Here is a 25,225-nt window from a genome sequence, read left to right as displayed (position 1 = left end):
GGAGAACAGTCATGAACGCCACAATTTCCCTCTCCCGCCGCAGCTTCATCATCGGCGTGGCCGCCACAGCCGGCGGCTTGTCCCTCGGATTCAACGTGCCGTTCATCAAGCCGGCACTGGCCGATGGCAGCGAGGCGGCGCCGGAGATCAATGCCTGGGTGGTGATCAGGCCCGACGATACGGTGGTCATCCGCATCGCCCGCTCCGAGATGGGGCAGGGGACACTGACCGGCCTTGCGCAACTCGTCGCCGAGGAGCTGAACTGCGACTGGTCCAAGGTCACGACGGAATACCCGTCGCCGGCCCAGAACCTGGCGCGCGACCGCGTGTGGGGCAATTTCTCGACCGGCGGCAGCCGCGGCATCCGCGAGTCGCACGAGTATGTGCGCATTGGCGGCGCCGTTGCGCGCGAGATGCTGATCGCCGCCGCGGCCGCCGAATGGGGCGTCCCGGCCAGCGAATGCACCGCAAGGATGGGCATGGTCACGCATGCAGCATCAGATCGCGCCACCTTTTATGGGCAGCTGGCTGCCGCCGCCGCGCGAATGACGCCGCCCGCCAATGTCACGCTCAAGGACCCGAAGGATTGGACCATAGCCGGCAAGCCGCTGCCGCGGCTCGACACCGCCGACAAGCTCAACGGCAGCCAGGTCTACGGCGCCGATCTCAAGCTGCCGAACATGCTCAACGCGGCGATCCGGGCCTGCCCGTATTTCGGCGGCAAGGTGGAGAGTTTCGACGCGGCGGCGGTGGCGGGCATGCCGGGCGTGCGCACTGTCGTTCAGGTCGACGAGACCGCCGTTGCGGTTGTCGCCGACACCTGGTGGCGGGCGAAGACCGCTCTCGATGCCTTGCCGATCGTCTGGGACGAAGGTCCCAACAGGCAGGTCACCAGCGCCTCGATCGCGGCGATGCTCGAACAGGGACTCGGTGCAAATGACGCCTTCGTCGGCGCCAGGCAAGGTGACGCCGGTGCTGCCCTGTCCGCCGCCGGCCGGACGGTCACGGCGACCTATGCCTTCCCCTACCAGAACCACGCGACCATGGAGCCGATGAACGCGACGGCGCTCTACACGCGGGAGCGCTGCGAGGTATGGGTGCCGACCCAGAATGGCGAGGCGAGCCTTGCTGCAGCGGCCGAGGCCGCCGGCCTGCCGGTGCAGCAATGCGAGGTGCACAAGATCCATCTCGGCGGCGGCTTCGGCCGGCGCGGCAACTTCCAGGACTATGTGCGCCAGGCGGTCAGCATTGCCAGGCAGGTGCCGGGAACACCGGTAAAGCTCATGTGGTCGCGCGAAGAGGACATGCTGCACGGCGCCTATCACCCGACCACAAGATGCCGGCTGACGGGCGCGCTCGACGCGGACGGCAACCTGACCGCTCTGCACATGCGCATATCCGGCCAGTCGATCCTTGCCGCGGTGCGGCCGCAGGGCATGCAGAACGGCATGGACCCGGTGGTCTTCCAGGGCCTCGTCCTCAGCGGCACCGAAGGCACGCTGGGCTATACGGTCGACAATCTGCTTGTCGACCATGCCATGCGCAACCCGCCGATCCCACCAGGCTTCTGGCGCGGCGTCAACCTCAACCAGAACGCGCTCTACGTCGAGTGTTTCATGGACGAACTCGCCCATGCCGCCGGCGTCGACCCGCTCGCCTTCCGCCGCAAGCTGATGGCCAAACATCCAAAACATCTCGCCGTGCTGGAGGCGGTTGCCGAACGGATCGGCTGGGACAACCCGCCCGCGGCCGGCGTTCACCGCGGCCTGGCGCAGATCATGGGTTTCGGCAGTTATGTGGCGGCGGCAGCGGAGGTTTCGGTGACCGACGGGCAGCTCAGGATCCATCGCATCGTCGCGGCCACCGATCCGGGTCATGTCGTCAACCCCGCACAGGTGGAGCGGCAGGTCGAGGGCTCCTTCGTCTATGGCCTTTCCGCCTGCATCTACGGCGAATGCACCGTCAATGGCGGCCGCATGGAGCAGGAAAACTTCGACAGCTGCGAGGTCCTGCGCATGGCCGAAATGCCTGATGTGGAGACGATCATCCTGCCGTCCGGCGGCTTCTGGGGCGGCGTCGGCGAGCCGACCATCGCGGTCGCCGCGCCGGCCGTCCTCAATGCGATCTTCGCCGCCACCGGAAAACGCATCCGCACGCTGCCACTGAAGAACCATGACCTCGCCTGATATGATGCGCGCGACGAACAGGCGCGGCGGACCGGCGCTCGCGCCTGTCCTGCTTGCGGCGCTTTTGGCCAGCGCGCCGGCATGGGCCGACGCGGCACCTGGTGCTGCGGCATGCACCGGTTGTCACGGGCCGGCGGCGCTCGACTCAGCCATCCCCTCGCTCGACGGCCATGCGGCAGATGAGATCGTCACCCAGATGCACGCCTTCCGTTCCGGTGAGCGTAAGGCGACGGTCATGGACCGCATCGCCAGGGGATTTACCGAGGTGGAGACGCGCGCCATCGCCGAATGGCTCGCCAAGCCGGAGGCGGCACGCCATGCCCAGCCGTAGAGCCCTGATCGGCGGCGTGGCGGCCAGCGTCGCCGCGGCCGTCCTTGCCGCACCGCAGGTGTGCGCACAGACGCAGCCCGGCGTGATCGTCGTCGGCGGCGGCTTTGCCGGGGCAAGCTGCGCCCGCGCGCTGAAACGGCTGGATCGCGATCTTGCGGTGACGCTGATCGAGCCAGAGGCCGCCTATCTGGCCTGCCCGTTCAGCAATGCCGTGATTGCCGGGCTGCGCGGCATCGAGGCGCAGACTTTCAGCTATGACCAGTTCGGCGACATCGCGCTGATCCGCAAGCGGGCTGTCGCCGTCGATGCCGAGCGCCGGCGTGTTCGCCTGGAGGATGGCACCGACATCGGCTACACCAGGCTGGTGCTGGCGCCCGGCATCGACCTGCGCTTCGACGCCTTGCCGGGCTACGACGAGGCGGCGGCGGCGATCATGCCGCATGCCTGGAAGGCGGGCGCGCAGACGCTGCTGCTGCGCGACCAGCTCGCGGCGATGCCGGACGGTGGGATCGTCGTCCTCGCCGCGCCAGCCAATCCGTTTCGATGCCCGCCCGGTCCCTACGAGCGGGCAAGCCTGATCGCGCATTATCTCAAGGCCAGCAAGCCACGCTCCAAGCTGATCATCCTCGACGCCAAGGACGGCTTTTCGAAGCAGCGGCTGTTCGAAGCGGCCTGGCAGGAGCTCTATCCCGGCTTGATCGAGTGGGTGCCGCTGTCGTCGGGGGGCAGGGTGACGGAAGTCGACCCGGCGACAAGGACGCTGGTGACCGAGTTCGGCAATCACAAGGCCGATGTCGCCAATGTGATCCCGCCGCAGCGTGCGGGCGCGATTGCGCAGTCGGCCGGCGTTGCCGACCAGACGGGCTGGTGCCCGATCGACCCGGTCAGCTTCGAGTCCCGCCTGCAGCCGGCGATCCACGTCATCGGCGACGCGGCGATCGGCGGGGCGATGCCGAAATCCGCCTTCAGCGCCAACGCCCAGGCAAAAGCTTGCGCCGCGGCGGTCGCCGCCCTGGTCAGGGAGCGGCCGCCGGCGCAGCCGAAACTCATCAACACCTGCTACAGCCTGGTCGCGCCCGGTTATGGGATTTCGATCGCCGGGGTCTACCAGCCGCGTGACGGGCTGCTTGCCGAGGTGGAGGGTGCGGGCGGCACCAGCCCGCTCGAAGCGCCGCTTTCCGTCCGCGAATTGGAAGCGGCCTATGCGCAGGACTGGTTCCGGACGATCACCAGTGAAGTGTTCGGATGATGAGGCTGGCTTTTCTGGCTTTTTTGGGATTGCAGCTTGCGGCCTCGCCCGGTGCCGGCGAGGAGACGGGGTCCTACGTCGTGACCGGCGATGCGATCATGCAGCCTCTGGTCGGCGGCAAGGGTGATCCGGCGCGCGGCGCTGCGCTGATCGCGGACCGGCAGCGCAGCCTCTGCACGCTCTGCCACAGCGGGCCGTTTCCCGACGCGCATCTGCACGGCACGCTGGCGCCCGACCTGACCGGCGTCGGGGCAAGACTTTCGGAAGGCCAGATCCGGCTGCGCGTCGTCGACATGAAGCGGCTGGTGCCGAACACGATCATGCCTTCCTACTATCGGGTCGCGGATGAGCAGGGCCGGCGTGTTGCCACCGTCTGGCGCGGCAAGCCGATCCTGGGCGGCGCCGATATCGAGGATATCGTCGCTTATCTCACGACGCTGAAGGGGTGATCATGCACGAAGACCCGCTTGGAGTTTACGCAGGCCAGGGAGTTTACGCAGGCCTGGTCGGACGGCGGCAGTTTCTTCGGGCCGGCATGACCGGCCTGCTGGTGATCAGCCTGCCGCGCCGGGCCGTTGCCCGTCCGAGCCTCGAGGAAGCGATCCGGACCTTCACCGGCGGAGCCGACGTTCTCGACGGCCGCGTCCGGCTCGACCTGCCACCTCTGGTCGAGAACGGCAACGCGGTCGGGATCACAGTCGTCGCCGAGAGCCCGATGACCGAAGACGACCATGTCCGGCGCATCGCGGTCTTCAACGAGAAAAACCCGGAGGCGAATGTCGTGGTTTTCCACCTCGGGGCGCGCTCGGGCCGCGCCATGGTCTCGACGCGGATCCGGCTCGCGACCTCGCAGGTCGTTGTCGCGGTCGCGCAGATGAGCGACGGCAGCTTCTGGTCGAGCCGGGCGAGCGCCATCGTCACGCTGGCCGCCTGTATCGAGGACCTTTCATAATGGCGCGCGCGCTCGTCAATGTGCCGAAAGTGGCCAAGCAGGGCGAAGTCGTCGAGATCAAGGCGATGATCGCCCATCCCATGGAAACCGGCTATCGTATCGGCCCGAACGGCTCCAACATCCCCCGCGACATCATCCGCCGTTTCACCTGCACCTACAATGGCGAGGAGGTGTTTTCGGCCGATCTCTTTCCAGCGGTATCGGCCAATCCGTTCATTGCCTTCACGCTCGTTGCCACGACGAGCGGCACGATCGACTTCACCTGGACCGACGATGCCGGGAAGACCCAAACGGCGTCGGCGACGATCACGGTGAGCTGATGCGCGCCCTCGGGGGCCTGGTGGGGATTATCGCGGCGGTCGTCTGCGGCATTGCCATCGCCGCCGGCATCGAAGACGTCGAGAAGCGCTCCGGCTTCGACTTCATGACGCCGCAGACGCAGGCGCTGCAGGCCGACGACTTGAGCAATCCCGGCGTGCTGTGGGTGCTGCAGGGCGAACAGCTCTGGCAACAGGCGCAGGGCAGGGCGGATGTCGCCTGCTCCGGCTGCCATGACGATGCGCGCCAGACGATGCGCGGCGTTGCCGCGCGCTACCCGGCCTTTGACGCGGCGACCGGCCGGCCGATCGACCTTGCCGGACGTATCAACTCCTGCCGAGCGGAGCGGCAGCAGGCCGAGCCGCTGGCGCCGGAGTCCGAGGCTTTGCTCGCCCTGACGGCCTATGTGACGCATCAGTCGCGCGGCATGCCAATCACACCGGCGACCGACGCCCGGCTCGCGCCGTTTCGCGACAACGGCCGGCGTCTGTTCCAGAGCCGCATCGGACAGATCGAGCTTTCTTGCGCCTCCTGCCATGACGACAATTGGGGCAAACGGCTTGGCGGCAGTGTCATCCCGCAGGCGCATCCGACCGGCTATCCGCTCTACCGCCTGGAGTGGCAGACGGTCGGTTCGCTGCAGCGGCGCCTGCGGAACTGCATGATCGGGGTCAGAGCCGAGCCCTTCGAATTCGGCGCAGCCGAACTCGTTGACCTGGAACTCCATCTGACGGAGCGGGCCCGCGGCCTTCTGGTCGAGACGCCGGCCGTGCGGCCGTGATGCCGGGCTGTGGCCGTCGTTTCCTGCCTAGAACAAAGCGGCTATCACCGCGATCAGGGCGACTGCAAGCGCGACAAGGCTTGGCACCATCACCGCAATGCCGGACACAGTCGCCAGCCCCGCAATCCAGTCAAATTTCCTGTCAGCGGTTTCGCCCATTGTCGCTTCCCTTAAAAATCAACGCCTGTTCGGCGATGGCTGTTCCATATCCGGCAGCGGGGTGTCGGCCGCCTCGTTGAGAAGCACCCGCTCCGCTGCTCCGTCCAGGTCCTCGAGCTGGCCGCTTTTCATAGACCAGAGGAAGGCGAGAAGCCCAACCAGGCCCATGCCGAGTGCTACGGGGACCAGCCAGGCGAGCAGGCTCATGCAGCCTCCGCGAGATGGGTGGATGTCACGCCGCCTTGTATTCCTTGCGGATCTCTGCCCGGACCCGAAAGACGAAGCGCATTGGCAACCACCAGGATGGATGATGTGGACATCGCCACCGCCGCGACCAGCGGCGTAACGTGGCCTGTAACCGCGAGCGGGAGGGCCAGCGCATTGTAAAGGATGGAGAGCCCAATGTTCTGGGTGACGAGCTGCCTGGCCTTGCGGGCAATGGTGATCGCTTTCGGAACGCTGTCCAGGCTGGAGCCCAGGAACACGAGATCAGCCGCGTTGCGCCCGACGTCCGCGGCCGAGGAGGGCGCCATCGACACGTGAGCCGTTCCCAATGCGGGCGCGTCGTTGAGGCCGTCACCGACCATCAGCACCTTGCGTCCCTGCGCGCGCAGGACTTCCAACCGCGCGACTTTGTCGCGAGGAAGCATCCCGGCGGTGGCTGCTGCTACGCCGAGCATCCCTGCCACCTTCCTTACCTCCGTTTCCACGTCTCCGGACAGGATCTCGACGCCGAGGCCGAGACTGCGCAGGCGCTTTGTAGCGGCGGCGGCTCCGAGACGGAGGCTGTCGGAAATCCGGAACGCGCCGAGGACGCGGCCGTCAGCCGACAACCAGGCCTCGGCCGTGGCGGAACCGGCAGTGGAGCGGACGTCGACCCAGGATCTGCGGCCGAGCCTGTAAACGCGGCCGCCGACCGTGCCTTCGATGCCGTTTCCGGGCTCCTCCCGAATCTGCTCGACGGCCTGCCCGGCCGGATGCAGCGCCGCCACTGCTCGCGAGGCGGGATGCCGAGAGAACCGAGCAAGCGCGGAGGCCGCTTCGATCTCGTCGTCCGGCACCGTGAAAGACGCCACTTTTGTCAGGCCTGAGGTGAGCGTGCCCGTCTTGTCCAGTGCGACGTGATCGACTTCGGCCAGCCGTTCCAAAGCCGCGCCGTCCTTGAGGGTCACACCGAGAGCGAAGAGACGCCGCGCAGCGACGGCCTGGACCATCGGCACGGCCAGACCCAACGCGCATGGGCAGGTGATGATGAGGACGGCGATCGCCACCGTCAGTGATCGGTGCAAGTCTCCGGTGGCGATCATCCACCCTGCAAAGGTGGCGAAGGCAAGCAGATGGACCACCGGCGAATAAAGCGAGGCGGCACGGTCGGCGATGCGCCGGTAACGCGCGCGGCCGCCTTCGGCAGCCTCCATCAACCGCATCATGTCAGCAAGGAAGGACTCTTTCTGAGGTCGGTCGACACGCAACGTCAGCGGCCCGTCGAGGTTGAGCGATCCCGACAGCACGCTGGCCCCCGGTCGGACCGACTCCGGGGCGGACTCGCCCGTCACAACCGACAGGTCAAGCGAGGCGTTTCCGGAAATTACGGTGCCATCGGCCGGCACGCGCTCTCCCGCGAGAACAAGGACGGTCTCGCCGCTGCGGATAGCGGATACGTCGCGATATTCGCGTTCGCCATCAGGCGTGAGCACCGTGGCGCCTCGCGGCATCATCCGCGCGAGCGACCTGACCGCTTCGCGAGCGCGTCCGCGCATCGCCTGGTCCACAGCGCGTCCAGCCAGCAGGAAGAACAGCAAGGATGTCACCGCATCGAAGTAAGCATGGGCTCCGCCCGTCACCGTATCGTATGCGCTGAGGCCGAATGCGAGCAGCACGCCGACGCTGATCGGCACGTCCATGTTCGTCCGGCCGCCGCGCAGGGCGCTCCACGCGGAAGCGAAGAAAATCCGGCCCGAATAGGCCAGCGTCGGCAACGCGAGGGCCGTGGAGATCAGGTGGAATGCGTGCCTCGTGCCGGCGTCCGCTCCCGACCAGACCGAGACGGAAAGAAGCATGATATTCATGGCGGCGAAGCCGGCAACGGCCGTGGCGCGCAGCAAGCGGCCCATCTCCGGATCGCCGTCTCCATTCTCAGGCTCGGCGAGTGTTGCTTCGTAACCGGCTTTTCGAAGCGTTTCGATCATCGGCGGCACGGCGCCGTCCCGCCGCCACTTCACTACGACACGTTTTGCGGTCAGGTTCACCCGCGCGGAAACGATGCCCTCGACCTGGCTGAGCAAGTCTTCGATCGCGCCGATGCAGCCTGCGCAATGCACCTGCGGGACGGAAAAGTCCGTCTGAATCGTACCATCGCCGAGATCTCGGCTGGCAAAGACCACCTCTTGCGGGACGATCTCGCGCCGCCCGGGCCCAATCATCAGGGCCGCCTCGGTTCCCGGCGCGCAGCAGCTCATCGATCAGGCCTCCGGCCGGGCCATTGCCCGGTAGGCGTGCCATGTCGCGTGTCCGAGCAGGGGGAAGACGACGATCATGCCGACAAGGCCGGTGGCGATGCAGATGCCGAAAAGCACGAGCACCATGGCACCCCAGGCGATCATCGGCGGCAGGTTGTTCCACACCAGCTTCATGCTCGTGGCCATCGCGGTCAGAGCATCGACGCGCCGGTCAAGCAGCATCGGCACCGAAAAGACGCTGATCGCGAATGCAAAAGATGCGAACAGACCGCCGATCGCCGTTCCTATGATCAACATCGCCCATCCCGATGGCGTGCCAATCAGTATCCCGATCACATTGTCGAGGCCCGGAAATGCCGTCACGCCAAAAAACAGCGCCCACAGGAGAACCGCCGCCCGCATCCAGAGCAGCATCAGGAGGCAGAGAAGCAGGCCCGTGAAGAAGATCTGCGCGCCCGCTCTCGGTCGCACATGAAGCATCGAAGCAAGCCCGATTTCGCGGCCTTCGCCGATCGCGCGGCTCTTCTCGTAAAGCCCGATCGCCAGGAACGGCGCGACGATCAGGAAGCCGGCAAGCGATGGGAACAGGATATAGTCGCGACCGAACTCGACGAGGGTCCACACGAACGCCACCGAAAGCACGAAAACGCCGACACCGTAAGCGAGGCTGGAGGCGGGGCGGGTCCAGAAATCGCGCCAGCCCGCAGCGAGCCAACGCAATCCTTCCAGGACCGGGAGGTGGCGTTGAAGCTTGGGATCCCGGGTCTCCCCGATGCTGGATGTCGCGCTCAGCAACCAGTAGGATTCGTCGGCCTCGCCCATGACTTTCTCCTTCAGCAGGCTGGCTTGGCGGCCCGATAACCGCCGCCGTCGCCGGTATCCTTCACGTGCGCCACGCAATCCGGCTGCGATTGGAACGCCACGTAGACAAGATGCGCGTTGGCCCCCGCGAAGAGCAGTAGCCCCGCCGGGACCAGCAACCAGAGGATCCATCCGCCGGGAAGGCGAGTGCTTCTGCGGGGGGTCATGGCTGGCGCGTCCCCAGGTCATGGACAAAAAGCGCAAGTGTCCGAATTTCCGCGGTGGTCAGCCGCTCGTCCCAAGTCGGCATGTGGCCCTGGCGGCCTCCGTGGACGGAAGCGATGATGGTGTCCATGCTTCCGCCGTAGATCCAGTACGCGTCGGTCAGGTTCGGCGCTCCGACCTCGCGATTGCCTTGCGCGTTCTCGCCATGACATGCCGCGCATGTCGTCACGAAGACTTCCTTGCCGGCGTTGATGCGGCCGAGGTTCTGCGGTGTCGAGGTGTCGGGATTTGTCAGCGAGTAGACATAGGCGGCAACGTCGCGCACCTGATTCCGGTCGAGCATGTCGTCGCGGCCGAAAGCAGGCATCTGCCCGACACGGCTTTCGGGATGGGCGGTGTTGATGCCGACGCGCATCGTCTGCTCGATCAATTGGGGACCGCCGCCCCACAGCCAGTCGTCGTCCGTGAGGTCGGGATAGTTCGCGCCGCCCTTGCCATCGCGTCCGTGGCAGGCGGCGCAGTTGTCGCCGAACAGCTGCTGCCCGGTGTGACGGACGGTCTGCATCAGAGCTTCGTCCGCCATGATGGCGTCGTAAGGTTCGGATTCGAGCCGGGCCGTCCAGGCGGTGCGCTCGCGCTGGCCTTCCATCACCCGGGCTTCAACCGTCGTCCGCTGATCAACGCCCAGAAGCCCTTTCGTGTAGGTCGTCCCCAACGGCCATGCCGGCACAAGGAACCACCATGCGAGCGCCCAGATATGCGTGACGATCAGGAACATCAGGACCCCGCGCGGGACCGGCGTGTCCAATTCCTTGATGCCGTTCCACTCGTGGCCAGTCGTTTCGCGGCCGGTAGCGGGATCGCGTTCGCTTACTTCCATGGCTTGTCGTCCCGATCGAGGATGCTGGTCTTGGCCCTGTCGAACCGTTTCCGGTTGGACGGCCAGAAGGCGTAGACAACGACACAGAGGAAGAAGCCCATCAGGTAGAAAAGGCCCCAGCTCTTGGACAGGGCAACGAGCGTGTCGTGGTCGAAATCCATCATCGGTTTTCCCGTCAGCTTTCCGGGTCCGGCTTCTTTTCCGGCGCCGCCGTATCCTCGTACGCGGCTCCTGTCAGCCTGCCCAGCACCTGCAGGTAAGCCACTAACGCGTCCATCTCGGTGACGTGTGTGGTGACGCCATCGAATGCGCTCACCTGGGTCTTGTCACCATACCGCTCAGTCACCCCGCTCGCGAAATCGGTGTCCGGCGTGGCTTGCCCGTAGGCGTCGCGGGCGGCGTTTTCCACCATCGCCTCGGTATAGGGCACGCCGAGCGCGCGCTGGGCAGCCAGATGCAGCGGCAGGTCGTCCGTCTTCAGCGTCGTACGGGCAAGCCAGGTGTAGGCGGGCATGTTCGATTCCGGCACGACGTCACGTGGATTGGTCAGGTGTGCGACGTGCCAGAAATCCGAATATTTGCCGCCGACGCGGGCGAGGTCGGGTCCGGTCCGCTTCGACCCCCAGAGCATCGGCCGGTCGTATCGGGATTCCACGGCGAGCGAATACGGACCGTAGCGCTCGACCTCGTCGCGCAGGGTGCGGATCATCTGACTGTGACAGGCGTAACAGCCTTCGCGGACGTAGATGTTCCGTCCGGCCAGTTCGAGAGGCGTGTAAACCCGCATGTCGGGCGCCTGTTCGACGGTTTCGTCGATGGTGAACAGGGGAGCAATCTCGACGATGCCGCCGACGCTGGCCGCAGCTATTATTCCAAGTACGAAGAGGATCGCGGACCGCTCGAGCTTGCGATGGAAGAGTTCAGGCATCCGTCATTCTCCCGGTACTGCGGCGGGGATGACGGGTGCGTCGGTCTCACGGGCTGCCGCGAGCGGCACCATACGAACCGTCATCCAGATGTTGTAGCAGCCGACCAGCGCGCCCAGCAGGAACAGCAGTCCGCCGAAGGCGCGGGCGATATAGTATGGATACATCGCCACCAGTGAATCGACGAACGAATAGGCGAGAGCGCCTTCCTCGGTATAGGTTCGCCACATCAGCCCCTGGATGATGCCGGAATTCCACATCGCGAAGGCGTAGATCAGCGTTCCGGCGATGGCGAGCCAGAAATGGACCTCGACGAGCGCTGCCGAATACATCCGCTCGCGTTTCCAGAGCGCCGGGACGAGCGTGTAGACGGAGCCGAAGGTGATGAGCGCGACCCAGCCCAAGGCTCCGGCATGGACGTGGCCGACTGTCCAATCAGTGTAGTGCGAGAGAGAGTTCACCGGTCTGATCGCCATGAACGAACCCTCGAAGGTGGAGAGCCCATAGAAGACTGCCGCGGCCATCATGAATCGCAGGGTCGCATCGTCCCGGACCCGGTGCCAGGCGCCGTTGAGGGTCAGCAGCGCGTTACCCGCGGATGCCCACGAAGGCACGAGAAGCATCACGGAAAAGGTCATGCCGAGCGTTTGCACCCAGTGGGGGAGCGCGGTGTAGTGCAGGTGGTGGGAACCCGCCCACATGTAGAAGAAGGTGATGCCCCAGAAGCTCAGGATCGAGAGACGGTAGGAGAAGATCGGTCGCTGCGCCCGGACCGGCAGGTAGTAGTAGAGCATGCCGAGAAAACCTGCGGTGAGGAAGAACGCAACCGCGTTGTGGCCATACCACCACTGCACCATCGCGTCCTGCACGCCCGGCCAGATCGTGTAGCTCTTGGCGTGCCCCCACGACACCGGCAGCGCGAGGTTGTTGACGATGTGCAGGATGGCCACGACCAGGATAAAGGCCATGAAGTACCAGTTGGCGACGTAGATGTGCGGCTCTTTGCGACGCGCGATCGTGGCGATGTAAAGAATGAAGTAGGTCACCCAGACGATCACCAGCCACAAGTCCGCATACCACTCGGCTTCCGCGTACTCCTTCGACTGGGTGGTACCGAGCAGATATCCGGAAATGGCCAGAACACAGAACAGGTTGAAGCCGAGAAGCACGAACCAAGGACTTATCTGGCCGGCCAACCGCGCCCGAGACGTGCGCTGCACGACGTGGAAAGAGGTCGCAATCAGCGCGTTGCCGCCGAACCCGAAGATGACGCCGGACGTATGCGTGGGCCGCAGCCGCCCGAAGCTGGACCAGGCCGCATCGAAGGCGAGGTCTGGCCAGGCGAGCTGCGCGGCCACCCACACGCCCATGAACATGCCGAAGACAGCCCAGGCCATCGACAGCACGATCCCGACCTTGATGGGATCGTCGTAATAGGAGACTGCTCGGTCTTCGGTCGGTTCGGCGCCGTAGAACGACGACATGAGGAGGTAGATTACGACGCCCGCGAAAAGCATGACGATGACGCCGTGCACCCCGAGAGTGTCCGAGCGTCCGAGGGCGGCCATGGCCAGACCCGCGAGCGCTACTGCCACCGCGATGAGCAAGGCGTACTGCCGTTCAGAGGATTTGAGGTTCGATATCATGCATTCCCTCCAGGTACGGCATTCGCTCAGGCAACTTCCCCAGAAACTCTGTGCATTTCAAACAACTCCACCAGTTCGGATCTGTTTGCGGCTATGTCAGCCAGAGTACAGCCGTCGAAGACAGCGAGAAACGCCTGCAGCGCCTTGACGACGACGCCCTCGAGCCGGCAGGCAGGGGATATGACGCACAAGCCGCCATCCCTGCGCATACACTCCGTCAGAGCGAAGTCGTCTTCCATGTGCCGCACGACCTCACCCAAGTTGATGTCCTCCGGCCGCCGGGCGAGCGCTATGCCGCCGGTGCGCCCCCGAGCCGTGGTGAGATAACCCAGTCGCCCGAGCCTGAAAGCCACTTTCAGGAGGTGATTGCGTGATATCCCGTATGCCGCGGCCACGTCGGTCACTCGGCACGGTCTTTCCCGGTGGACCGCCAGGTAGATCAGCATCCTGAGCGCATAGTCCGTCTGAAAGGTGAGACGCATCCCGCGGATTCCTGGTTCTCATCGCAGAAAGAACCCACCCTAGCAGGCTGTCAGCTAGACGAAAATGCGACGTCAGCGCGAGCATGCCCGCCCACGCTAGGAAAGCCGTCGTCTCGGCGGGAAAAGCCTGCCCTTCCGCGTTTATCATCCCGTCGCCCCCGCGGTCGGGCGATCAGGCCGGAAAAACATGGCGACCTTCAGGCTCCGCGCGATCCTTTCGGCGCGGTCGACGAACACTTCGGCTACCTCAGGCGGGCATCGCTCTTCGACGGTTTTGCGGAAATGACCGAGCCATATGTCGAAATCCTCCTCGCGCACCTGCTTCAGCTTAAGGTGCGCAGGCACGGGGCGGCCGCTGTACGCGCCATTCTTCAGAATGACCGAACACCAGAAGTCGGTCATCTTCTCCAGATGCGGTTCCCAGTCGCCGTGGATTTCCGCAGCGAAGATTGGTCCGAGGCGAGTATCCGACCTGACGCGGACGTAGAAATCGCGGACAAGCGCGGCAATGAACCCGCGGTCGACCAACGGGTGGGACAGCGGCATTTCCGCCTGCGGGCGGGCGCGATCGTAAACAGCAGAATTCATCGCAGCACAAAGTGGTATTGTGTCTGCTACTTTTAGGTGCCTGACTTCCGCACGGCAAGCGCTCAATTCGTCCCAGCCCGCTCGTTCCGCCATTTGTTTGCGCCTGCGCAAAGTTCCGGGCGAGGCGGACGGTTTAGATGGCCTTCTTTGGAGACGACTATCGTGAACCAACCTGAAACCATCGATCCCGATATGACGGTCGACGAGATCATGCGGCGATGGCCGGCAACCATAAGGGTGATGATCCGAAACAGAATGCTCTGCATCGGCTGTCCGATCGGAATCTTCCATACGGTCGCCGACGCATGCCACGCCCATCGGGTCGACCTGGAATCCTTCTCCCAGGAACTTCTCGAGGCGATAAGCAGCGATCCGCTTGCGAACGCGCCGTCGGCCGTCCTCGGTGGCGGCATCGCGGCGCTTTGAACCGCATGCGCCGCGTGCGGCACGCTCCACCTGGAGAGGCAGTTGGCAAAATGGCGGATCTGTCACCGAGATCATTGGAATTCCAAACGTTGGCTGATGTCGATTGCCGCTCGCTGCTGAATGCGCCTTGATCCAGATCAAAGTTTGCGAGAACGCGTCCGGAGTTGGCCAATATTCACCTGGCCCGTTTCGTAGAAGTCGGCTTTCGACGAGAATCGACGGTGGGAACTTTATCAGAACCCCGGTTTACTCCCTTTCTACAAAGCTCGTATTGAACGCGTCCTTTTCCTGCCAGCGACGTGACGGCGGCGCTATGCAGCCGGCCCCTTGCGCCTGTTCTCAGACACCAGCATGAGCGCATACGGGTCAGTCACGGTGACCTTCTGGCGCCCGCTCCTTACAATACCCTGGTCTTCCCAGGCGCTGAGCCGCCTGCTGACCGTATGCAGCGTCGTTCCGGTCATCTCCGCGATGTCCTGACGCGTGATTGGAAAGTCGATCTCGATCCCTTCTGGCGTCTTTCGTCCGGACTGGCTGACGATACGCAGCAACGCGTGGGCGATGCGCTGCTCGACCTGCTGGGTCGACATCTCCATGACCTGCGCCTGGGTTTCCTGGAGGCGGGAACCGATCGTGCGGTAGGCACTGGCCCCGAACGTCGGGAAACGCGATTGCAGTTCTGCCCACGCGGAATTGGGCCAGGCGAGGACGACGCAATCAACCGCCGCGACCGCGGACGCCGGATAGGTCGTCCTGCCCATGGCGATGGCGATGCCAAAGAGTTCACCCTCGGTGATGTATCGAGCGATCACCTGATGCCCTTCGGGCGAGGTGCGGACGACGCGGATATGACCCGACAGGAGCAGGAAGAAGGACGTGGCCTCCTCGCTCCTGTTCGATTTCTAGCGGCTATTTGCGCCAGCGCAAACTGCCTGTTGGCGTCACGCACTATAAAGCCTTCAACGGCAATGGAGCCGCATACCAGGAAAGGACCAGGAAAATGAAGAAGCTCATCGCAGCGCTGGCGCTAGGCGCGGCGGTTGCGGTCGCAGGCGCGGCTGGCGCAGCCGAAATCGAGGTCACGATGCTGAACAAGGGCGAGAAGGGTGCGATGGTGTTCCAACCCGACTTCGTCAGCGCCGCCCCCGGCGACACCATTCGCTTCGTGCCGACCGACAAGGGCCACAACGTGGAAACGATCAAAGGCATGCTCCCGGAAGGCGCCGAGGCCTTCAAGAGCAAGTTCAACGAGGTCTTCACGGTAACGCTCGACAAGGAAGGCGTCTACGGCGTCAAGTGTGCGCCGCACTACGGAATGGGGATGGTCGCGCTGATCGAGGTAAGCCAGCCGGTCAACCTCGACGCAGCCAAGGCCGTCAAGCAGACCGGCAAGGCCAAAGCCGTGTTCGCCGAACTCTTCGGCCAGGCCGTGGCGGCCAGGTAGCGCGGGTCAACAGACGCGAATTGGCGCGGACGGCGGGGGCCGCGTCAAGGAGACGTAAGTGATGGACCGAGCGGACAGGCAGGCTTGGCGCCAAGGCGCGCCGAACCACGATCCCGCGATCCGGGAGGAAACGTCGCGGCGATATGGCCGCTGCCACCCGGGCCACGACTTCGCCGACCTCGTCCGCCGGTCTTCCTTTCCAAGGAGGACCGGCGGCTCTTGCAGAACGGCGAGCGGCCGGAGGCCGCGCCAAGCCTCGTTGCTGATCTCTTGCGAAGGCCTGCCTAATTCATCCGCGAAGCTTCGCATCCAGGACGTTGGGCTACCTTCCTAGCCCAGGGTACAAGCGCGACCAGCGCCGAACGTGATCCAGAGAGAGAGCCGTTCAAGCGGAGCCGTGACGGGACTGCTATTGCTTGAACGCTTCCCATTTTGGTTTCGTGGCAGCTGCCGCGCCGGATGACGCTGGCCGGATGACGCTGCTGGCCTCACCTTTTTCTTCGACCAGAAGCGCCACTTGAGGGTTGCCCCGCATGGTGTCCAGCTTTCGGCCCTGCATAGTGAAGGAATAGGTGCATCTGTCGTCGTAGGCGTAGTAGATTGGCACAAGGTAGGGCTGGTTACCGGACGAGCAGGCGAGCCGCGCGAGCCGGTTCTCAGAAATCAGGGCGGTGCATTGGGCGAGGGATAGTTGTCGAATTGTCATGGCGGAACTCCTCATCGAAGTCTCACAATGCGCGCGTCGCACACAATCGTCGTTGTCTCAGATCAATGTCCCTCGGTGACAACTTCCACGGGCTTATGGGCCACTCGCTCATCGAGCCTCTTGTCTTGAAGGAGAAGCGCCAGGATGAGCACCGACCGGGATACCGTGCGGTCCTATGATGCGGTCGCGGCGGAGTACGCTGCCGAGGCCGCGGCGATGCCAGAATGGGTCGCGACCGAGATCGATGCGTTCGTGACCGAGCTGGGTGGCTCTGGCAGGGTGCTGGAGATCGGAAGCGGTGGCGGGCGAGATGCCCTTGAGCTTGAGAAGCGGGGGATCAGCGTCCGGCGCACCGACATTTCGAAGGGTTTCGTCGAACTGCTTCGCGAGAGTGGCTTCGAGGCCGACCTGTTGGACCCGCTGACCGAAGACCTGGCCGACCCGCAGCGTCCCGGCACGCCGTACGACGGGATCTGGGCCTGTGCCTGCCTGATTCACGTCGCGCGCGAGGATTTCGGCACGGTGCTTGGACGGCTTGCCGAGGCAACCCGGCCCGGTGGCCGACTGCACGCCTCGGTTAGAGAGGGCGATGGCGAGGATGTGTCCACACACGGCTGCGCTGCAGCGCCTCGGCGCTACGTCGAGACGTACTGGCGCGAGCCTGCCCTGCGGTCCGCACTCACAGACGCCGGCTGGATCGTCAGCGAGGTACGTCGATGCATCGGAAAGCCCAATGATCGGTGGCTGAGCGTTCGGGCGAGCCGCGGGTGACGCACTAGGCCCGGATTCGACGCCACCGGGAACGGGCTGCGCCGCGTGCGCCTTAAGTAGATCACGACGGTTGATGGATGACGTCATTTGCTTTCGAAGCTCGGAGTATCCGCCCATCTCAAGCGCTGGCCCTGCGCCCCCACAGGACAGGCGCATAGCGAATGGCGAACAGCAGGAAGGCGGCACTCCACAGCGCACCGCCGCAGATCAGTAAGTGCGCGTGCCAGTCTCCTGCCAACGGCGCCGCGACCCGCAGGACAGCTCCCAATGTAACCGCTATGAAGGCTGCGAGAACGGTCCGGTCCGCGACGATCTCCCGTCCAGTGTGGCCGAGGCTGGACGTCCGCTGGTGCTCGAAATTCAGATTCCCACCTGGCACACCGTGGACCGCGTCAGGAAGCGTCTCTCCCTGCCGTTGTCGAGTGAGAACATGCCACCGCGTCCGGGCACAGCATCGATGACGAGGTTGGTGTGCTTCCACGCGTCGTATTGCGCCGCGCCGATGTAAAACGGCGCGCCGCCGATCTCGCCGAGCAATACGTCGCTGTCCCCCAGAGCGAAATCACCCTGGGGGTAGCACATTGGCGAGGAACCGTCGCAGCAGCCGCCCGACTGGTGGAACAGCACCGGCCCATGCTCGGCGATGATCTCCGCCAGGAACTCCAGCGCCGCCGGCGTGGCGCTCACCTTGTCGTGCATTCCATCCTCCTCCGGAAAGCGAAGCGCGGGAACGTACCGCGCCCCGTGAGGCAGTCCTCAGAAGAAGCCGAGCTTCTTCGGGCTGTAGCTGACCAGGATGTTCTTGGTCTGCTGGTAGTGGTCGAGCATCATCTTGTGGGTCTCGCGGCCGATGCCGGACTGCTTGTAGCCGCCAAACGCCGCGTGCGCCGGGTAGGCGTGGTAGCAGTTGGTCCAGACGCGGCCCGCCTGGATCGCCCGGCCGAAGCGGTAGAGCCGGTTGGCGTCGCGGCTCCAGATGCCGGCGCCGAGGCCGTAGAGCGTGTCGTTGGCGATCGACAAGGCCTCGTCGTCGTCCTTGAAGGTTGTCACCGAAACCACCGGCCCGAAGATCTCCTCCTGGAAGATGCGCATCTTGTTGTGACCCTTGAACACCGTCGGCTTGACGTAATAGCCGCCGGCGAGATCGCCCGGCAGCTCGTTGCGCGCGCCGCCAGTGAGCACTTCGGCGCCTTCCTGCTTGCCGATGTCGATGTAGGACAGGATCTTCTCGAGCTGCTCGGACGAGGCCTGCGCGCCGATCATCGTCGCCGGATCCAGCGGGTCGCCCTGGACGATCGCCTCGACGCGCTTCAGCGCCCGCTCTATGAAGCGGTCGTAGATCTTTTCATGGATCAGCGCCCGGCTCGGGCAGGTACAAACCTCGCCCTGGTTGAGTGCGAACATGACGAAACCCTCGATCGCCTTGTCGAAGAAATCGTCGTCCTCGGCGGTGACGTCCTGGAAGAAGATGTTGGGCGACTTGCCGCCGAGCTCGAGCGTTACCGGGATCAGGTTCTGGCTGGCGTACTGCATGATCAGCCGGCCAGTGGTCGTCTCGCCGGTGAAGGCGATCTTTGCGATCCGGTTGGAGGAGGCGAGGGGCTTGCCTGCCTCGAGGCCGAAGCCGTTGACAATGTTGAGCACGCCCGGCGGCAGCAGGTCGCCGATGAGGTCCGCCCAGAGCATTATCGCCGCCGGGGTCTGCTCTGCGGGTTTCAGAACCACGCAGTTGCCGGCCGCGATCGCGGGGGCCAGTTTCCATACCGCCATGAGCAGTGGGAAGTTCCACGGGATGATCTGGCCGACGACGCCCAACGGTTCGTGGAAGTGATAGGCAACGGTGTCGTGGTCGATCTCGGAGAGGCTGCCCTCCTGGGCGCGGATCGCGCCGGCGAAGTAGCGGAAGTGATCGATGGCCAGCGGCAGGTCGGCGGCGGTCGTCTCACGGATCGGCTTGCCGTTGTCCCAGGTCTCGGCGCGCGCGAGGAGATCGAGGTTCTCCTCCATGCGATCAGCAATGCGATTGAGAATCAAAGCGCGTTCGGCCGGGCTGGTGCGGCCCCATGCGTCCCTGGCAGCATGGGCCGCGTCGAGCGCGGCCTCGATATCCTTGGAGTCGGAACGGGCGACTTCGCAGAGAAGCTGACCGTTTACCGGCGAGAAATTCTCGAAATACTTGCCGGACAGCGGCTCGGTCCATTTGCCGCCAATGAAATTGCCGTAACGCCTGTCGAAGGGCGCCTTGACGGAGCGTGAGAATTCAACCTTGTTCATATCAACCTCCCGAAACAACGCCGCGGGATGCGGCGCTTCGGCGGAAAGACTTGCCGCATCTGCCCGCTCGCTGTCACGATGGTGAGAACAGTGGACCCGCGGGACGTGTCGCAGAACTGCGACAGTCATGCCGGGATTCGAAAAGATCAGTGCGATCTATGGAGATCGAGGCGGTTGAGCTTCCGGTGGAGCGTCGCACGGCTGATCCCAAGTGCTGCGGCCGCGGCCGAGACATTTCCATCTGTCCGTGCCAGCACCCGTTGCAGAGCCCCGCGCTCCGCCTCGGCGAGGGCTTCGGTGACCTTCCTCGCCCCGCCAAGCAGATCGGCCGCGGGGAGCGGCTTGCGAAGGCTTTTTTGCGCGATTCCCAGCGCCAGTCGCGCTGAGCGGGTCGCGCCGACCACAAGGTCGTCCGCATCGACCGCGACCAGCCCGCCCGAACCTTTGTCGGTTATTGGCGCGAGCAGAATGCGCGCCTTCGGGAATGCCATCTTGAAGTTCTCCGCCTCAATGCGTCGCGCGGCGTCGACCACGGCCACCGAAATAAGATTGGCGAAGGCTTCGGTTAGATCTGCCCGGCAGGAAGACACGTCGAGGGCGGCGACGAGGTCTCCCTCGTGATCGTAGATGGGCGCGGTGATGCAGCTCAGCGCTGTGTTGCGCGTGTGAAAATGCTGGTCGCGATGGATCGTCAGCACGCGCTGCTCGACAAGACAGGTGCCGATGCCGTTGGTGCCCTCGCTCTCCTCGTTCCAGACCGAGCCTGTCCACAACCCCCAGTTGTGAAACGTCTCGTCATCCGCAGGTGCACCGCGCCGTTCGACCGGCACGCCCTCACGGTCGGCGAGAAGCACGCAGCATCCAACACCTCCCACCGCCAGGTAGAGTCTGTCGAGGCTTGATTGGGCGGCTCGGATCAGCGGTTCGATCCGTTGCCTGGCATCGACAAATTCGGCCTCGGTCAGGTAACGCGGCGGTTTGGGATCGGTTGGATCGAGCTTATGCAGATTGGACGAGCGTCGCCATGAAGCGACCAGCGCCGACTTCGCCGCGGCATCCGAAATGATTGCGGCCTGTATCCGATCGGCATGATGACCGGGTAGAACCTCGCCCATGCTATCCTCCCAAATCCCGACTCTTTCCTTTCAGTCCCTGGATCAGGCCTTTCAGTACCTGGATCAGGTACGTGTACGTCGGGGTTGCGTTGGCAGCGCTATCTCCGCTTCGGTCGAACCCTCTGTCAATTGCCAAGAAGAACCAGGCGCCTCCCTTGCGCCAGCGTTATCCGGCAACGGCCGGAGCTCTCTTGACATGGATCAAACCTGCGGACGAGTTTCTGGATCGGCGGCGTCTGCGGCATATGCGAACCTTGTGTTCGCCACGCTGGCATTCGGCGCCGGAGTGTCCGATATTCCCGACAGCGCCATGGACACGAACCGCAAGGACATACACAACTCCGACATTCCTGTGCTTTGCCGGAGCTGTGAGGCCCGGCACAAGGGAATGTGCGGCGTGCTCGATTCGGCCGAGCTTGTTGCGCTTTCTCGCCACACGCGCCTGGCCCGGCATTCTGCCGGAGAGGAACTCGCCGCGGAGGGCATGCCCGTCGAGTCCTATGCGAATGTAATGCGGGGCGTAGTCAAGCTGACCAAGGTGCTGGAAGACGGCCGCCAGCAGATCGTCGGGCTGCAGTTCGCCCCGGATTTCCTCGGGCGACTTTTCGCGCCTGACAGTGCCGTAACTGCCGAAGCTGCGTCCGACGTCGATCTCTGCCGCGTGTCGAAGAGTGGTCTGGAACGGTTGATCGCGGCGAATCCCAAGCTGGAGCGTCGGTTGATGGAGCAGACGCTCAGGGAACTCGATGAAGCCCGCGAATGGATGGTCACGCTGGGGCGGAAGACGGCTGCCGAGAAGGTCGCCAGCTTCCTTTATCTCATCGCCACGCACCTCGATCCATCAGCGGACAGCGAACAGAAGGGCCGCAAGTTTCTTCTGCCTCTCACACGCGGTGACATTGCCGATTTCCTCGGGCTGACCATCGAGACCGTCTCGCGGCAGTTGTCCAGGCTCCGCGCGGAGAAAGTCATTGCAATCAGCGCAGTGACCCAGGTCGATGTGCCCGACCTCGAGCGGCTCAGGAAGCGTTGTGGCTGAACGAATGGACCAGCGCCAGAAGCGGAACGGGGATTTTCATTTCGAACGCTACGCGGGCGTTCTCGCCTCATGATGAAAAATCAAGGCCTTTTCGGCTCATGAGCTTCGATGACCTCGACCTGAATTTGCTGCGCGTGTTCGACGTCATGATGCGCGAAAGAAGCGTCACGCGTACGGCATGCGAATTGGGAAGAACGCAATCTGCGATCAGCCATTCCTTATCCAGGCTGCGGCACCTTTTCGGCGACAAGCTGTTCACGCGCGATGGAGGCGTTATGAGGCCGACCCCGCGGGCGGTCGAGCTTCTGCCAGACATTTCGGCCGGATTGGCGACGATTCGAGCCTCGATTGATCGCCATCAAACTTTCGATCCCGCAACCACGCGGCGGAACTTTCGTGTCGGACTCACCGACTACCATGCGATGATAATCATACCCCGTCTTCTCCGGGAGTTTTCCAGGCAGGCGCCCGGTGCCACGTTGAATATCATTCCAGCGAACGGGCTCGATATCCCGTCCTCGGTTCATCTTCGACAGATCGACTGTGCCTTGACTGGAGCAGTGATCAAGGATGACCCAAGCCTCCTAAAGGTCGAACTGGGCCAGGATCGTCTCTTCTGCGCAGTTTGGAGCGGCAGCCAAATCGCAAGTTCGGCGATGTCATTGGAGACATACCTGTCAGCGTCTCACTTGCAGGTTTCCGCCGATGGTGTTTCCAGCGGACTTGCGGACGCCGCGCTCAAGGAGCTCGGTTTGCGGCGGAACGTGGTCGCGACGATATCGAATTATCTGGCACTTCCGTGGGTCTTGCGAGGCACCGAACTTGTTGCTCATTGTGGTGACGGAATCCTCCAAATCCTTGATAAAGCGAGTGAAGTGACTCTCCTTTCGCCGCCCCTGCCGATCCCAAATGTGAGCGCGTGGTTGCTCCTTCATCCGCAGATGGCCACGGACCCAGGGACGATCTGGCTCAAAGAAGTTCTCTCAAACATCTACTCTGAGTCACAGATTAAAAAGAGAGAAATTGTTTCTGAGAGAGAACAGGAGAAATAAACAGGAGACACACGGCTGAAACCATTACGAGTGCAGCCATTGTATGAGCAGATCTCATAGTCATCATGACGAGAATGAATTTGACCAATAATGAGGCCTGCGCAACCTTGGTGCTCCACAAAAAAATAAGGGGAACCAAGATGCAAGCAATTCTCAAGAGTCTGGTCGGAGCAGCGGTAGGGCTCGTTGTATCCAACGCGTCCGCCGCGACGATCGACAATGTTAGGAAGAACGGAGTTCTGACCTGCGGAACCAACTCAGCGACGGCCGGATTTAGCCTTCCAGACAATGAGGGCAAATGGACCGGGTTCGTGGTCGACTATTGTCGCGCTGTTGCAGCAGCGGTTCTGGGCGATGCGCAGAAGGTAAGGTTCATTCCGCTTACGCCGAAGGACCGGTTCACCGCGCTTCAGTCGGGCGAGATCGATATACTCGCACATAACGCAACCTGGACATCATCGCGCGACACGTCTCTCGGAATACTTTTTGCGGGCACGTATTTCTACGATGGCCAGGGTTTTATGGTCCGCAAAGCGGAGAACGTCGGTTCGGCCAAGGATCTGGATGGCGCATCCATCTGCGTCACCCAGGGCACGACGACAGAATTGAATCTCGCCGATTACTTCCGGTCGCATTCGATGACATTCTCGACCGTCGGGTTTGCCGATGAAGAAGCCGTCGTAAAGGCATACGACGAAGGTCGCTGCGACGTCCTCTCCGCCGATACGTCCACTTTGAATGCATCGCGCCAGCGCATGGCGAAGGGCGACGACAGCATCGTGCTTCCCGAACTCATCTCCAAGGAGCCGCTTGGGCCAGCCGTGCGGCAGGGCGATGATCATTGGCTCAACGTGGCCAAATGGACGCTCCTTGTCATGGTCGCAGCCGAAGAATTGGGCGTAACCCAGCAGAATGTCGATGAAATGAAGTCGTCGGACAACCCGAACATTCGCCGGCTGCTCGGAGCGGAGGGCAGCCTCGGAAAGGATCTCGGGCTTGGCGATACCTGGTCCGTGGACGTTATCAGGCAGGTCGGCAACTATGGCGAAGTGTTCGATCGCAATATCGGCAAGGCCTCGCCGCTCAAGATGGAGCGCGGCCTGAACGCTCTTTGGAGTGAGGGCGGTCTCCAGTACGCCCCGCCGATCCGCTAGGCTGGGTTGGTCCACAAGACGCCAGCGATTGCGCCGGCGTCTAAGTCCACATCAACACAGGAACAGGGTCATGTCCGACGTGCTGCTCGCCGCGCCCTCGCGCAGGAGCCTGTCCCTGCACGACGCCAAGGTCCGCGGCGTCATCTATCAACTTTTGCTAGCGGCCAGCCTGCTGGCTTTGGCCGTGGGCATTGCCGTTCAGACTGCGTCGAACATGAGGGCACGCGGGATTCCGCTGTCTTTCGGCTTCTGGAACGAGGCCGCCGGCTTTGACATCAATCAGACGCTGATCCCCTACGACACGCTCTCCACCTACGGCCAAGCGTTCTGGGTGGGCGTGGTCAACACGCTCTATGTGAGCTTGCTTGGAATCGTCCTGGCCACAATCTTGGGCTTTGTCGTCGGCATTGCCCGTCTGTCACCGAACTGGATCGTTTCAAAAGTCGCGGCCTCCTATGTAGAGATCATACGCAACATCCCGTTATTGCTGCAGCTTTTGTTCTGGTACAATGCAGTCCTGAAAGCGCTGCCTGCGCCGAGGGCGTCGATCGAACTCCCCGGCGGCATCTATCTGAACAATCGCGGTCTCATCATTCCGGAAATCCAGCTCTACGCAGGAGCAGGTACCGTGGGACTTGCATTCCTGGCGGCCAGCTTCTTCTGCGTCGCTTTTTGGTCCTACGCCAGACGCGCACAGAACCGCACCGGAAAGCAGCTGCCCGTGCTTTGGGTCAGCCTCGCTGCCTTGATCGGACTGCCTCTGATCGTCTTCCTCCTGGTCGGTTCGCCGGTGTCGTTCGTGACGCCAGAGTTGAAAGGGTTCAATTACCGCGGTGGACACCAGCTTTATCCGGAGTTCGCGGCTCTTCTGATCGGTCTGTCCGTCTACACCGCTTCCTTTATCGCGGAAATTGTCCGCAGCGGGATCCAGGCTGTGCCGAAAGGCCAGACCGAAGCCGCCCATGCGCTCGGGCTTGCGCCGGGCAAAACGCTTCGCCTGGTCATTGTTCCGCAGGCACTGCGCATCATCATACCGCCCCTGACCAGCCAGTACCTGAATCTCACGAAGAATTCCTCACTCGCCGTGTTTATCGGCTACCCCGATCTCGTTCAGGTTTTCGCGGGAACGGTGCTCAACCAGACTGGCGCCGCCGTCCAGGTGATGGCGATTACGCTGTCGGTCTACCTCGCGATCTCCCTCGTCATGTCGATGACCATGAACGCGTTCAATCAACGTTTCGCGATTGTCGAGAGGTGATGC

General features: G+C 63.4%; 28 protein-coding genes and 1 pseudogene. 13 read left to right on the top strand and 16 right to left on the bottom strand.

Features of this window, described 5'->3' with window-relative positions:
* The first annotated feature begins 11 nt into the window (after nucleotides 1–11).
* The 7 genes from AC0L17_RS17090 to soxA are packed head-to-tail and all read left to right on the top strand — an operon-like array spanning nucleotide 12 to nucleotide 5,817.
* Nucleotides 12–2,186 carry a xanthine dehydrogenase family protein molybdopterin-binding subunit gene (locus tag AC0L17_RS17090; protein WP_473516688.1) on the top strand — a complete coding sequence of 725 codons (2,175 nt, stop codon included), beginning with the start codon at nucleotides 12–14 and terminating at the stop codon, nucleotides 2,184–2,186.
* Nucleotides 2,173–2,517, top strand: coding sequence for a c-type cytochrome (locus AC0L17_RS17085; RefSeq protein WP_473516687.1), 345 nt, complete (start codon nucleotides 2,173–2,175; stop codon nucleotides 2,515–2,517). The genes AC0L17_RS17090 and AC0L17_RS17085 overlap by 14 nt, the downstream gene beginning before the upstream one ends.
* Nucleotides 2,504–3,766, top strand: coding sequence for an FCSD flavin-binding domain-containing protein (locus tag AC0L17_RS17080; RefSeq protein WP_473516686.1), 1,263 nt, complete (start codon nucleotides 2,504–2,506; stop codon nucleotides 3,764–3,766). The genes AC0L17_RS17085 and AC0L17_RS17080 overlap by 14 nt, the downstream gene beginning before the upstream one ends.
* A complete protein-coding gene (gene soxX, locus AC0L17_RS17075) occupies nucleotides 3,763–4,215 on the top strand; it encodes a sulfur oxidation c-type cytochrome SoxX (protein WP_473516685.1) in 453 nt (150 codons plus the stop codon). The genes AC0L17_RS17080 and soxX overlap by 4 nt, the downstream gene beginning before the upstream one ends.
* Nucleotides 4,216–4,217: 2 nt before the next feature.
* A complete protein-coding gene (locus AC0L17_RS17070; RefSeq protein WP_473516684.1) occupies nucleotides 4,218–4,718 on the top strand; it encodes a SoxY-related AACIE arm protein in 501 nt (166 codons plus the stop codon).
* Nucleotides 4,718–5,038 carry a thiosulfate oxidation carrier complex protein SoxZ gene (gene soxZ, locus AC0L17_RS17065; RefSeq protein ID WP_236373759.1) on the top strand — a complete coding sequence of 107 codons (321 nt, stop codon included), beginning with the start codon at nucleotides 4,718–4,720 and terminating at the stop codon, nucleotides 5,036–5,038. Before AC0L17_RS17070 ends, soxZ begins: the two co-directional genes overlap by 1 nt.
* Nucleotides 5,038–5,817 carry a sulfur oxidation c-type cytochrome SoxA gene (gene soxA / locus AC0L17_RS17060; RefSeq protein WP_473516683.1) on the top strand — a complete coding sequence of 260 codons (780 nt, stop codon included), beginning with the start codon at nucleotides 5,038–5,040 and terminating at the stop codon, nucleotides 5,815–5,817. Before soxZ ends, soxA begins: the two co-directional genes overlap by 1 nt.
* Nucleotides 5,818–5,844: 27 nt before the next feature.
* On the opposite strand, the gene AC0L17_RS17055 is transcribed toward soxA, so the two are convergent.
* From AC0L17_RS17055 to AC0L17_RS17005, 11 genes and pseudogenes are all read right to left on the bottom strand, one after another.
* Nucleotides 5,845–5,976, bottom strand: a complete 132-nt coding sequence (locus AC0L17_RS17055) for a hypothetical protein (protein ID WP_473516682.1) — start codon at nucleotides 5,974–5,976, stop codon at nucleotides 5,845–5,847.
* An 18-nt stretch (nucleotides 5,977–5,994) separates the two neighbouring features.
* Nucleotides 5,995–6,183 (bottom strand): cbb3-type cytochrome oxidase assembly protein CcoS, encoded by a 189-nt coding sequence (gene ccoS / locus AC0L17_RS17050; RefSeq protein ID WP_023798498.1) that lies wholly within the window; start codon nucleotides 6,181–6,183, stop codon nucleotides 5,995–5,997.
* A complete protein-coding gene (locus AC0L17_RS17045; protein WP_473516681.1) occupies nucleotides 6,180–8,435 on the bottom strand; it encodes a heavy metal translocating P-type ATPase in 2,256 nt (751 codons plus the stop codon). The genes ccoS and AC0L17_RS17045 overlap by 4 nt, the downstream gene beginning before the upstream one ends.
* Nucleotides 8,436–8,438: 3 nt before the next feature.
* Complete coding sequence (locus AC0L17_RS17040; RefSeq protein WP_473516680.1) at nucleotides 8,439–9,257, bottom strand: DUF2189 domain-containing protein; 819 nt, start codon at nucleotides 9,255–9,257, stop codon at nucleotides 8,439–8,441.
* Between the two features lie 202 nt (nucleotides 9,258–9,459).
* Nucleotides 9,460–10,341 carry a cytochrome-c oxidase, cbb3-type subunit III gene (gene ccoP / locus AC0L17_RS17035; protein ID WP_473516679.1) on the bottom strand — a complete coding sequence of 294 codons (882 nt, stop codon included), beginning with the start codon at nucleotides 10,339–10,341 and terminating at the stop codon, nucleotides 9,460–9,462.
* Nucleotides 10,332–10,502, bottom strand: a complete 171-nt coding sequence (locus AC0L17_RS17030; protein WP_023798493.1) for a CcoQ/FixQ family Cbb3-type cytochrome c oxidase assembly chaperone — start codon at nucleotides 10,500–10,502, stop codon at nucleotides 10,332–10,334. The genes ccoP and AC0L17_RS17030 overlap by 10 nt, the downstream gene beginning before the upstream one ends.
* A gap of 14 nt (nucleotides 10,503–10,516) precedes the next feature.
* Nucleotides 10,517–11,269 carry a cytochrome-c oxidase, cbb3-type subunit II gene (gene ccoO, locus AC0L17_RS17025; RefSeq protein WP_473516678.1) on the bottom strand — a complete coding sequence of 251 codons (753 nt, stop codon included), beginning with the start codon at nucleotides 11,267–11,269 and terminating at the stop codon, nucleotides 10,517–10,519.
* 3 nt (nucleotides 11,270–11,272) lie between these two features.
* A complete protein-coding gene (ccoN, locus tag AC0L17_RS17020) occupies nucleotides 11,273–12,835 on the bottom strand; it encodes a cytochrome-c oxidase, cbb3-type subunit I (RefSeq protein ID WP_473516757.1) in 1,563 nt (520 codons plus the stop codon).
* A gap of 104 nt (nucleotides 12,836–12,939) precedes the next feature.
* Nucleotides 12,940–13,395, bottom strand: coding sequence for an Rrf2 family transcriptional regulator (locus tag AC0L17_RS17015; protein WP_473516677.1), 456 nt, complete (start codon nucleotides 13,393–13,395; stop codon nucleotides 12,940–12,942).
* Nucleotides 13,396–13,539: 144 nt separating this feature from the next.
* Complete coding sequence (locus tag AC0L17_RS17010; RefSeq protein WP_473516676.1) at nucleotides 13,540–14,484, bottom strand: group III truncated hemoglobin; 945 nt, start codon at nucleotides 14,482–14,484, stop codon at nucleotides 13,540–13,542.
* 236 nt (nucleotides 14,485–14,720) lie between these two features.
* A pseudogene (locus AC0L17_RS17005) lies at nucleotides 14,721–15,293 on the bottom strand (Crp/Fnr family transcriptional regulator); the annotation flags it as partial.
* Nucleotides 15,294–15,409: 116 nt separating this feature from the next.
* On the opposite strand from AC0L17_RS17005, the gene AC0L17_RS17000 reads away from it, so the two are divergent.
* The gene (locus AC0L17_RS17000; RefSeq protein WP_473516675.1) at nucleotides 15,410–15,853 is read left to right on the top strand and encodes a pseudoazurin; all 444 of its coding nucleotides are present in this window, start codon (nucleotides 15,410–15,412) and stop codon (nucleotides 15,851–15,853) included.
* A gap of 409 nt (nucleotides 15,854–16,262) precedes the next feature.
* Here AC0L17_RS17000 and AC0L17_RS16995 read toward each other — a convergent pair whose 3' ends face one another.
* The gene (locus AC0L17_RS16995; protein WP_473516674.1) at nucleotides 16,263–16,559 is read right to left on the bottom strand and encodes a pyridoxamine 5'-phosphate oxidase family protein; all 297 of its coding nucleotides are present in this window, start codon (nucleotides 16,557–16,559) and stop codon (nucleotides 16,263–16,265) included.
* Nucleotides 16,560–16,703: 144 nt separating this feature from the next.
* On the opposite strand from AC0L17_RS16995, the gene AC0L17_RS16990 reads away from it, so the two are divergent.
* On the top strand, nucleotides 16,704–17,330 hold the full coding sequence (locus AC0L17_RS16990) for a class I SAM-dependent methyltransferase (RefSeq protein ID WP_473516673.1): 627 nt from the start codon (nucleotides 16,704–16,706) through the stop codon (nucleotides 17,328–17,330).
* A 118-nt stretch (nucleotides 17,331–17,448) separates the two neighbouring features.
* Here the strand turns inward: AC0L17_RS16990 and AC0L17_RS16985 are convergent, their stop codons facing one another.
* The 4 genes from AC0L17_RS16985 to AC0L17_RS16970 all read right to left on the bottom strand — a co-directional run bounded on the left by AC0L17_RS16985 (nucleotide 17,449) and on the right by AC0L17_RS16970 (nucleotide 20,719).
* The gene (locus AC0L17_RS16985; protein ID WP_473516672.1) at nucleotides 17,449–17,709 is read right to left on the bottom strand and encodes an NnrS family protein; all 261 of its coding nucleotides are present in this window, start codon (nucleotides 17,707–17,709) and stop codon (nucleotides 17,449–17,451) included.
* Entirely contained in the window at nucleotides 17,691–18,029 is a 339-nt protein-coding gene (locus tag AC0L17_RS16980) for a DUF779 domain-containing protein (protein ID WP_473516671.1), read from the bottom strand. The genes AC0L17_RS16985 and AC0L17_RS16980 overlap by 19 nt, the downstream gene beginning before the upstream one ends.
* A gap of 57 nt (nucleotides 18,030–18,086) precedes the next feature.
* A complete protein-coding gene (adh, locus tag AC0L17_RS16975; protein ID WP_473516670.1) occupies nucleotides 18,087–19,604 on the bottom strand; it encodes an aldehyde dehydrogenase in 1,518 nt (505 codons plus the stop codon).
* A 146-nt stretch (nucleotides 19,605–19,750) separates the two neighbouring features.
* Nucleotides 19,751–20,719, bottom strand: a complete 969-nt coding sequence (locus AC0L17_RS16970) for a GAF domain-containing protein (protein WP_473516669.1) — start codon at nucleotides 20,717–20,719, stop codon at nucleotides 19,751–19,753.
* A gap of 310 nt (nucleotides 20,720–21,029) precedes the next feature.
* On the opposite strand from AC0L17_RS16970, the gene AC0L17_RS16965 reads away from it, so the two are divergent.
* The 4 genes from AC0L17_RS16965 to AC0L17_RS16950 all read left to right on the top strand — a co-directional run bounded on the left by AC0L17_RS16965 (nucleotide 21,030) and on the right by AC0L17_RS16950 (nucleotide 25,222).
* Nucleotides 21,030–21,758 (top strand): Crp/Fnr family transcriptional regulator, encoded by a 729-nt coding sequence (locus AC0L17_RS16965; RefSeq protein ID WP_473516756.1) that lies wholly within the window; start codon nucleotides 21,030–21,032, stop codon nucleotides 21,756–21,758.
* Between the two features lie 98 nt (nucleotides 21,759–21,856).
* Entirely contained in the window at nucleotides 21,857–22,810 is a 954-nt protein-coding gene (locus tag AC0L17_RS16960; RefSeq protein ID WP_473516668.1) for a LysR family transcriptional regulator, read from the top strand.
* Between the two features lie 140 nt (nucleotides 22,811–22,950).
* Entirely contained in the window at nucleotides 22,951–23,964 is a 1,014-nt protein-coding gene (locus AC0L17_RS16955) for an amino acid ABC transporter substrate-binding protein (RefSeq protein ID WP_473516755.1), read from the top strand.
* A 70-nt stretch (nucleotides 23,965–24,034) separates the two neighbouring features.
* Nucleotides 24,035–25,222, top strand: a complete 1,188-nt coding sequence (locus tag AC0L17_RS16950; protein ID WP_473516667.1) for an amino acid ABC transporter permease — start codon at nucleotides 24,035–24,037, stop codon at nucleotides 25,220–25,222.
* Nucleotides 25,223–25,225 lie beyond the last annotated feature (3 nt).

The sequence above is a fragment of the Mesorhizobium sp. WSM4829 genome (genome assembly GCF_055811475.1).
This window is presented reverse-complemented; position numbering and strand designations above follow the sequence as displayed.

Excerpts from the sequence above, each read along its gene's own strand:
- AC0L17_RS17090 (WP_473516688.1), top strand. The coding sequence starts at position 12 with ATGAACGCCACAATTTCCCTCTCCCGCCGCAGCTTCATCATCGGCGTG.
- AC0L17_RS17085 (WP_473516687.1), top strand. The coding sequence starts at position 2,173 with ATGACCTCGCCTGATATGATGCGCGCGACGAACAGGCGCGGCGGACCG.
- AC0L17_RS17080 (WP_473516686.1), top strand. The coding sequence starts at position 2,504 with ATGCCCAGCCGTAGAGCCCTGATCGGCGGCGTGGCGGCCAGCGTCGCC.
- soxX (WP_473516685.1), top strand. The coding sequence starts at position 3,763 with ATGATGAGGCTGGCTTTTCTGGCTTTTTTGGGATTGCAGCTTGCGGCC.
- AC0L17_RS17070 (WP_473516684.1), top strand. The coding sequence starts at position 4,218 with ATGCACGAAGACCCGCTTGGAGTTTACGCAGGCCAGGGAGTTTACGCA.
- soxZ (WP_236373759.1), top strand. The coding sequence starts at position 4,718 with ATGGCGCGCGCGCTCGTCAATGTGCCGAAAGTGGCCAAGCAGGGCGAA.
- soxA (WP_473516683.1), top strand. The coding sequence starts at position 5,038 with ATGCGCGCCCTCGGGGGCCTGGTGGGGATTATCGCGGCGGTCGTCTGC.
- AC0L17_RS17055 (WP_473516682.1), bottom strand. The coding sequence starts at position 5,976 with ATGGGCGAAACCGCTGACAGGAAATTTGACTGGATTGCGGGGCTGGCG.
- ccoS (WP_023798498.1), bottom strand. The coding sequence starts at position 6,183 with ATGAGCCTGCTCGCCTGGCTGGTCCCCGTAGCACTCGGCATGGGCCTG.
- AC0L17_RS17045 (WP_473516681.1), bottom strand. The coding sequence starts at position 8,435 with ATGAGCTGCTGCGCGCCGGGAACCGAGGCGGCCCTGATGATTGGGCCC.
- AC0L17_RS17040 (WP_473516680.1), bottom strand. The coding sequence starts at position 9,257 with ATGGGCGAGGCCGACGAATCCTACTGGTTGCTGAGCGCGACATCCAGC.
- ccoP (WP_473516679.1), bottom strand. The coding sequence starts at position 10,341 with ATGGAAGTAAGCGAACGCGATCCCGCTACCGGCCGCGAAACGACTGGC.
- AC0L17_RS17030 (WP_023798493.1), bottom strand. The coding sequence starts at position 10,502 with ATGGATTTCGACCACGACACGCTCGTTGCCCTGTCCAAGAGCTGGGGC.
- ccoO (WP_473516678.1), bottom strand. The coding sequence starts at position 11,269 with ATGCCTGAACTCTTCCATCGCAAGCTCGAGCGGTCCGCGATCCTCTTC.
- ccoN (WP_473516757.1), bottom strand. The coding sequence starts at position 12,835 with ATGGCCGCCCTCGGACGCTCGGACACTCTCGGGGTGCACGGCGTCATC.
- AC0L17_RS17015 (WP_473516677.1), bottom strand. The coding sequence starts at position 13,395 with ATGCGTCTCACCTTTCAGACGGACTATGCGCTCAGGATGCTGATCTAC.
- AC0L17_RS17010 (WP_473516676.1), bottom strand. The coding sequence starts at position 14,484 with ATGATCTCGGTGACAGATCCGCCATTTTGCCAACTGCCTCTCCAGGTG.
- AC0L17_RS17000 (WP_473516675.1), top strand. The coding sequence starts at position 15,410 with ATGAAGAAGCTCATCGCAGCGCTGGCGCTAGGCGCGGCGGTTGCGGTC.
- AC0L17_RS16995 (WP_473516674.1), bottom strand. The coding sequence starts at position 16,559 with ATGACAATTCGACAACTATCCCTCGCCCAATGCACCGCCCTGATTTCT.
- AC0L17_RS16990 (WP_473516673.1), top strand. The coding sequence starts at position 16,704 with ATGAGCACCGACCGGGATACCGTGCGGTCCTATGATGCGGTCGCGGCG.
- AC0L17_RS16980 (WP_473516671.1), bottom strand. The coding sequence starts at position 18,029 with ATGCACGACAAGGTGAGCGCCACGCCGGCGGCGCTGGAGTTCCTGGCG.
- adh (WP_473516670.1), bottom strand. The coding sequence starts at position 19,604 with ATGAACAAGGTTGAATTCTCACGCTCCGTCAAGGCGCCCTTCGACAGG.
- AC0L17_RS16970 (WP_473516669.1), bottom strand. The coding sequence starts at position 20,719 with ATGGGCGAGGTTCTACCCGGTCATCATGCCGATCGGATACAGGCCGCA.
- AC0L17_RS16965 (WP_473516756.1), top strand. The coding sequence starts at position 21,030 with ATGGACACGAACCGCAAGGACATACACAACTCCGACATTCCTGTGCTT.
- AC0L17_RS16960 (WP_473516668.1), top strand. The coding sequence starts at position 21,857 with ATGAGCTTCGATGACCTCGACCTGAATTTGCTGCGCGTGTTCGACGTC.
- AC0L17_RS16955 (WP_473516755.1), top strand. The coding sequence starts at position 22,951 with ATGCAAGCAATTCTCAAGAGTCTGGTCGGAGCAGCGGTAGGGCTCGTT.
- AC0L17_RS16950 (WP_473516667.1), top strand. The coding sequence starts at position 24,035 with ATGTCCGACGTGCTGCTCGCCGCGCCCTCGCGCAGGAGCCTGTCCCTG.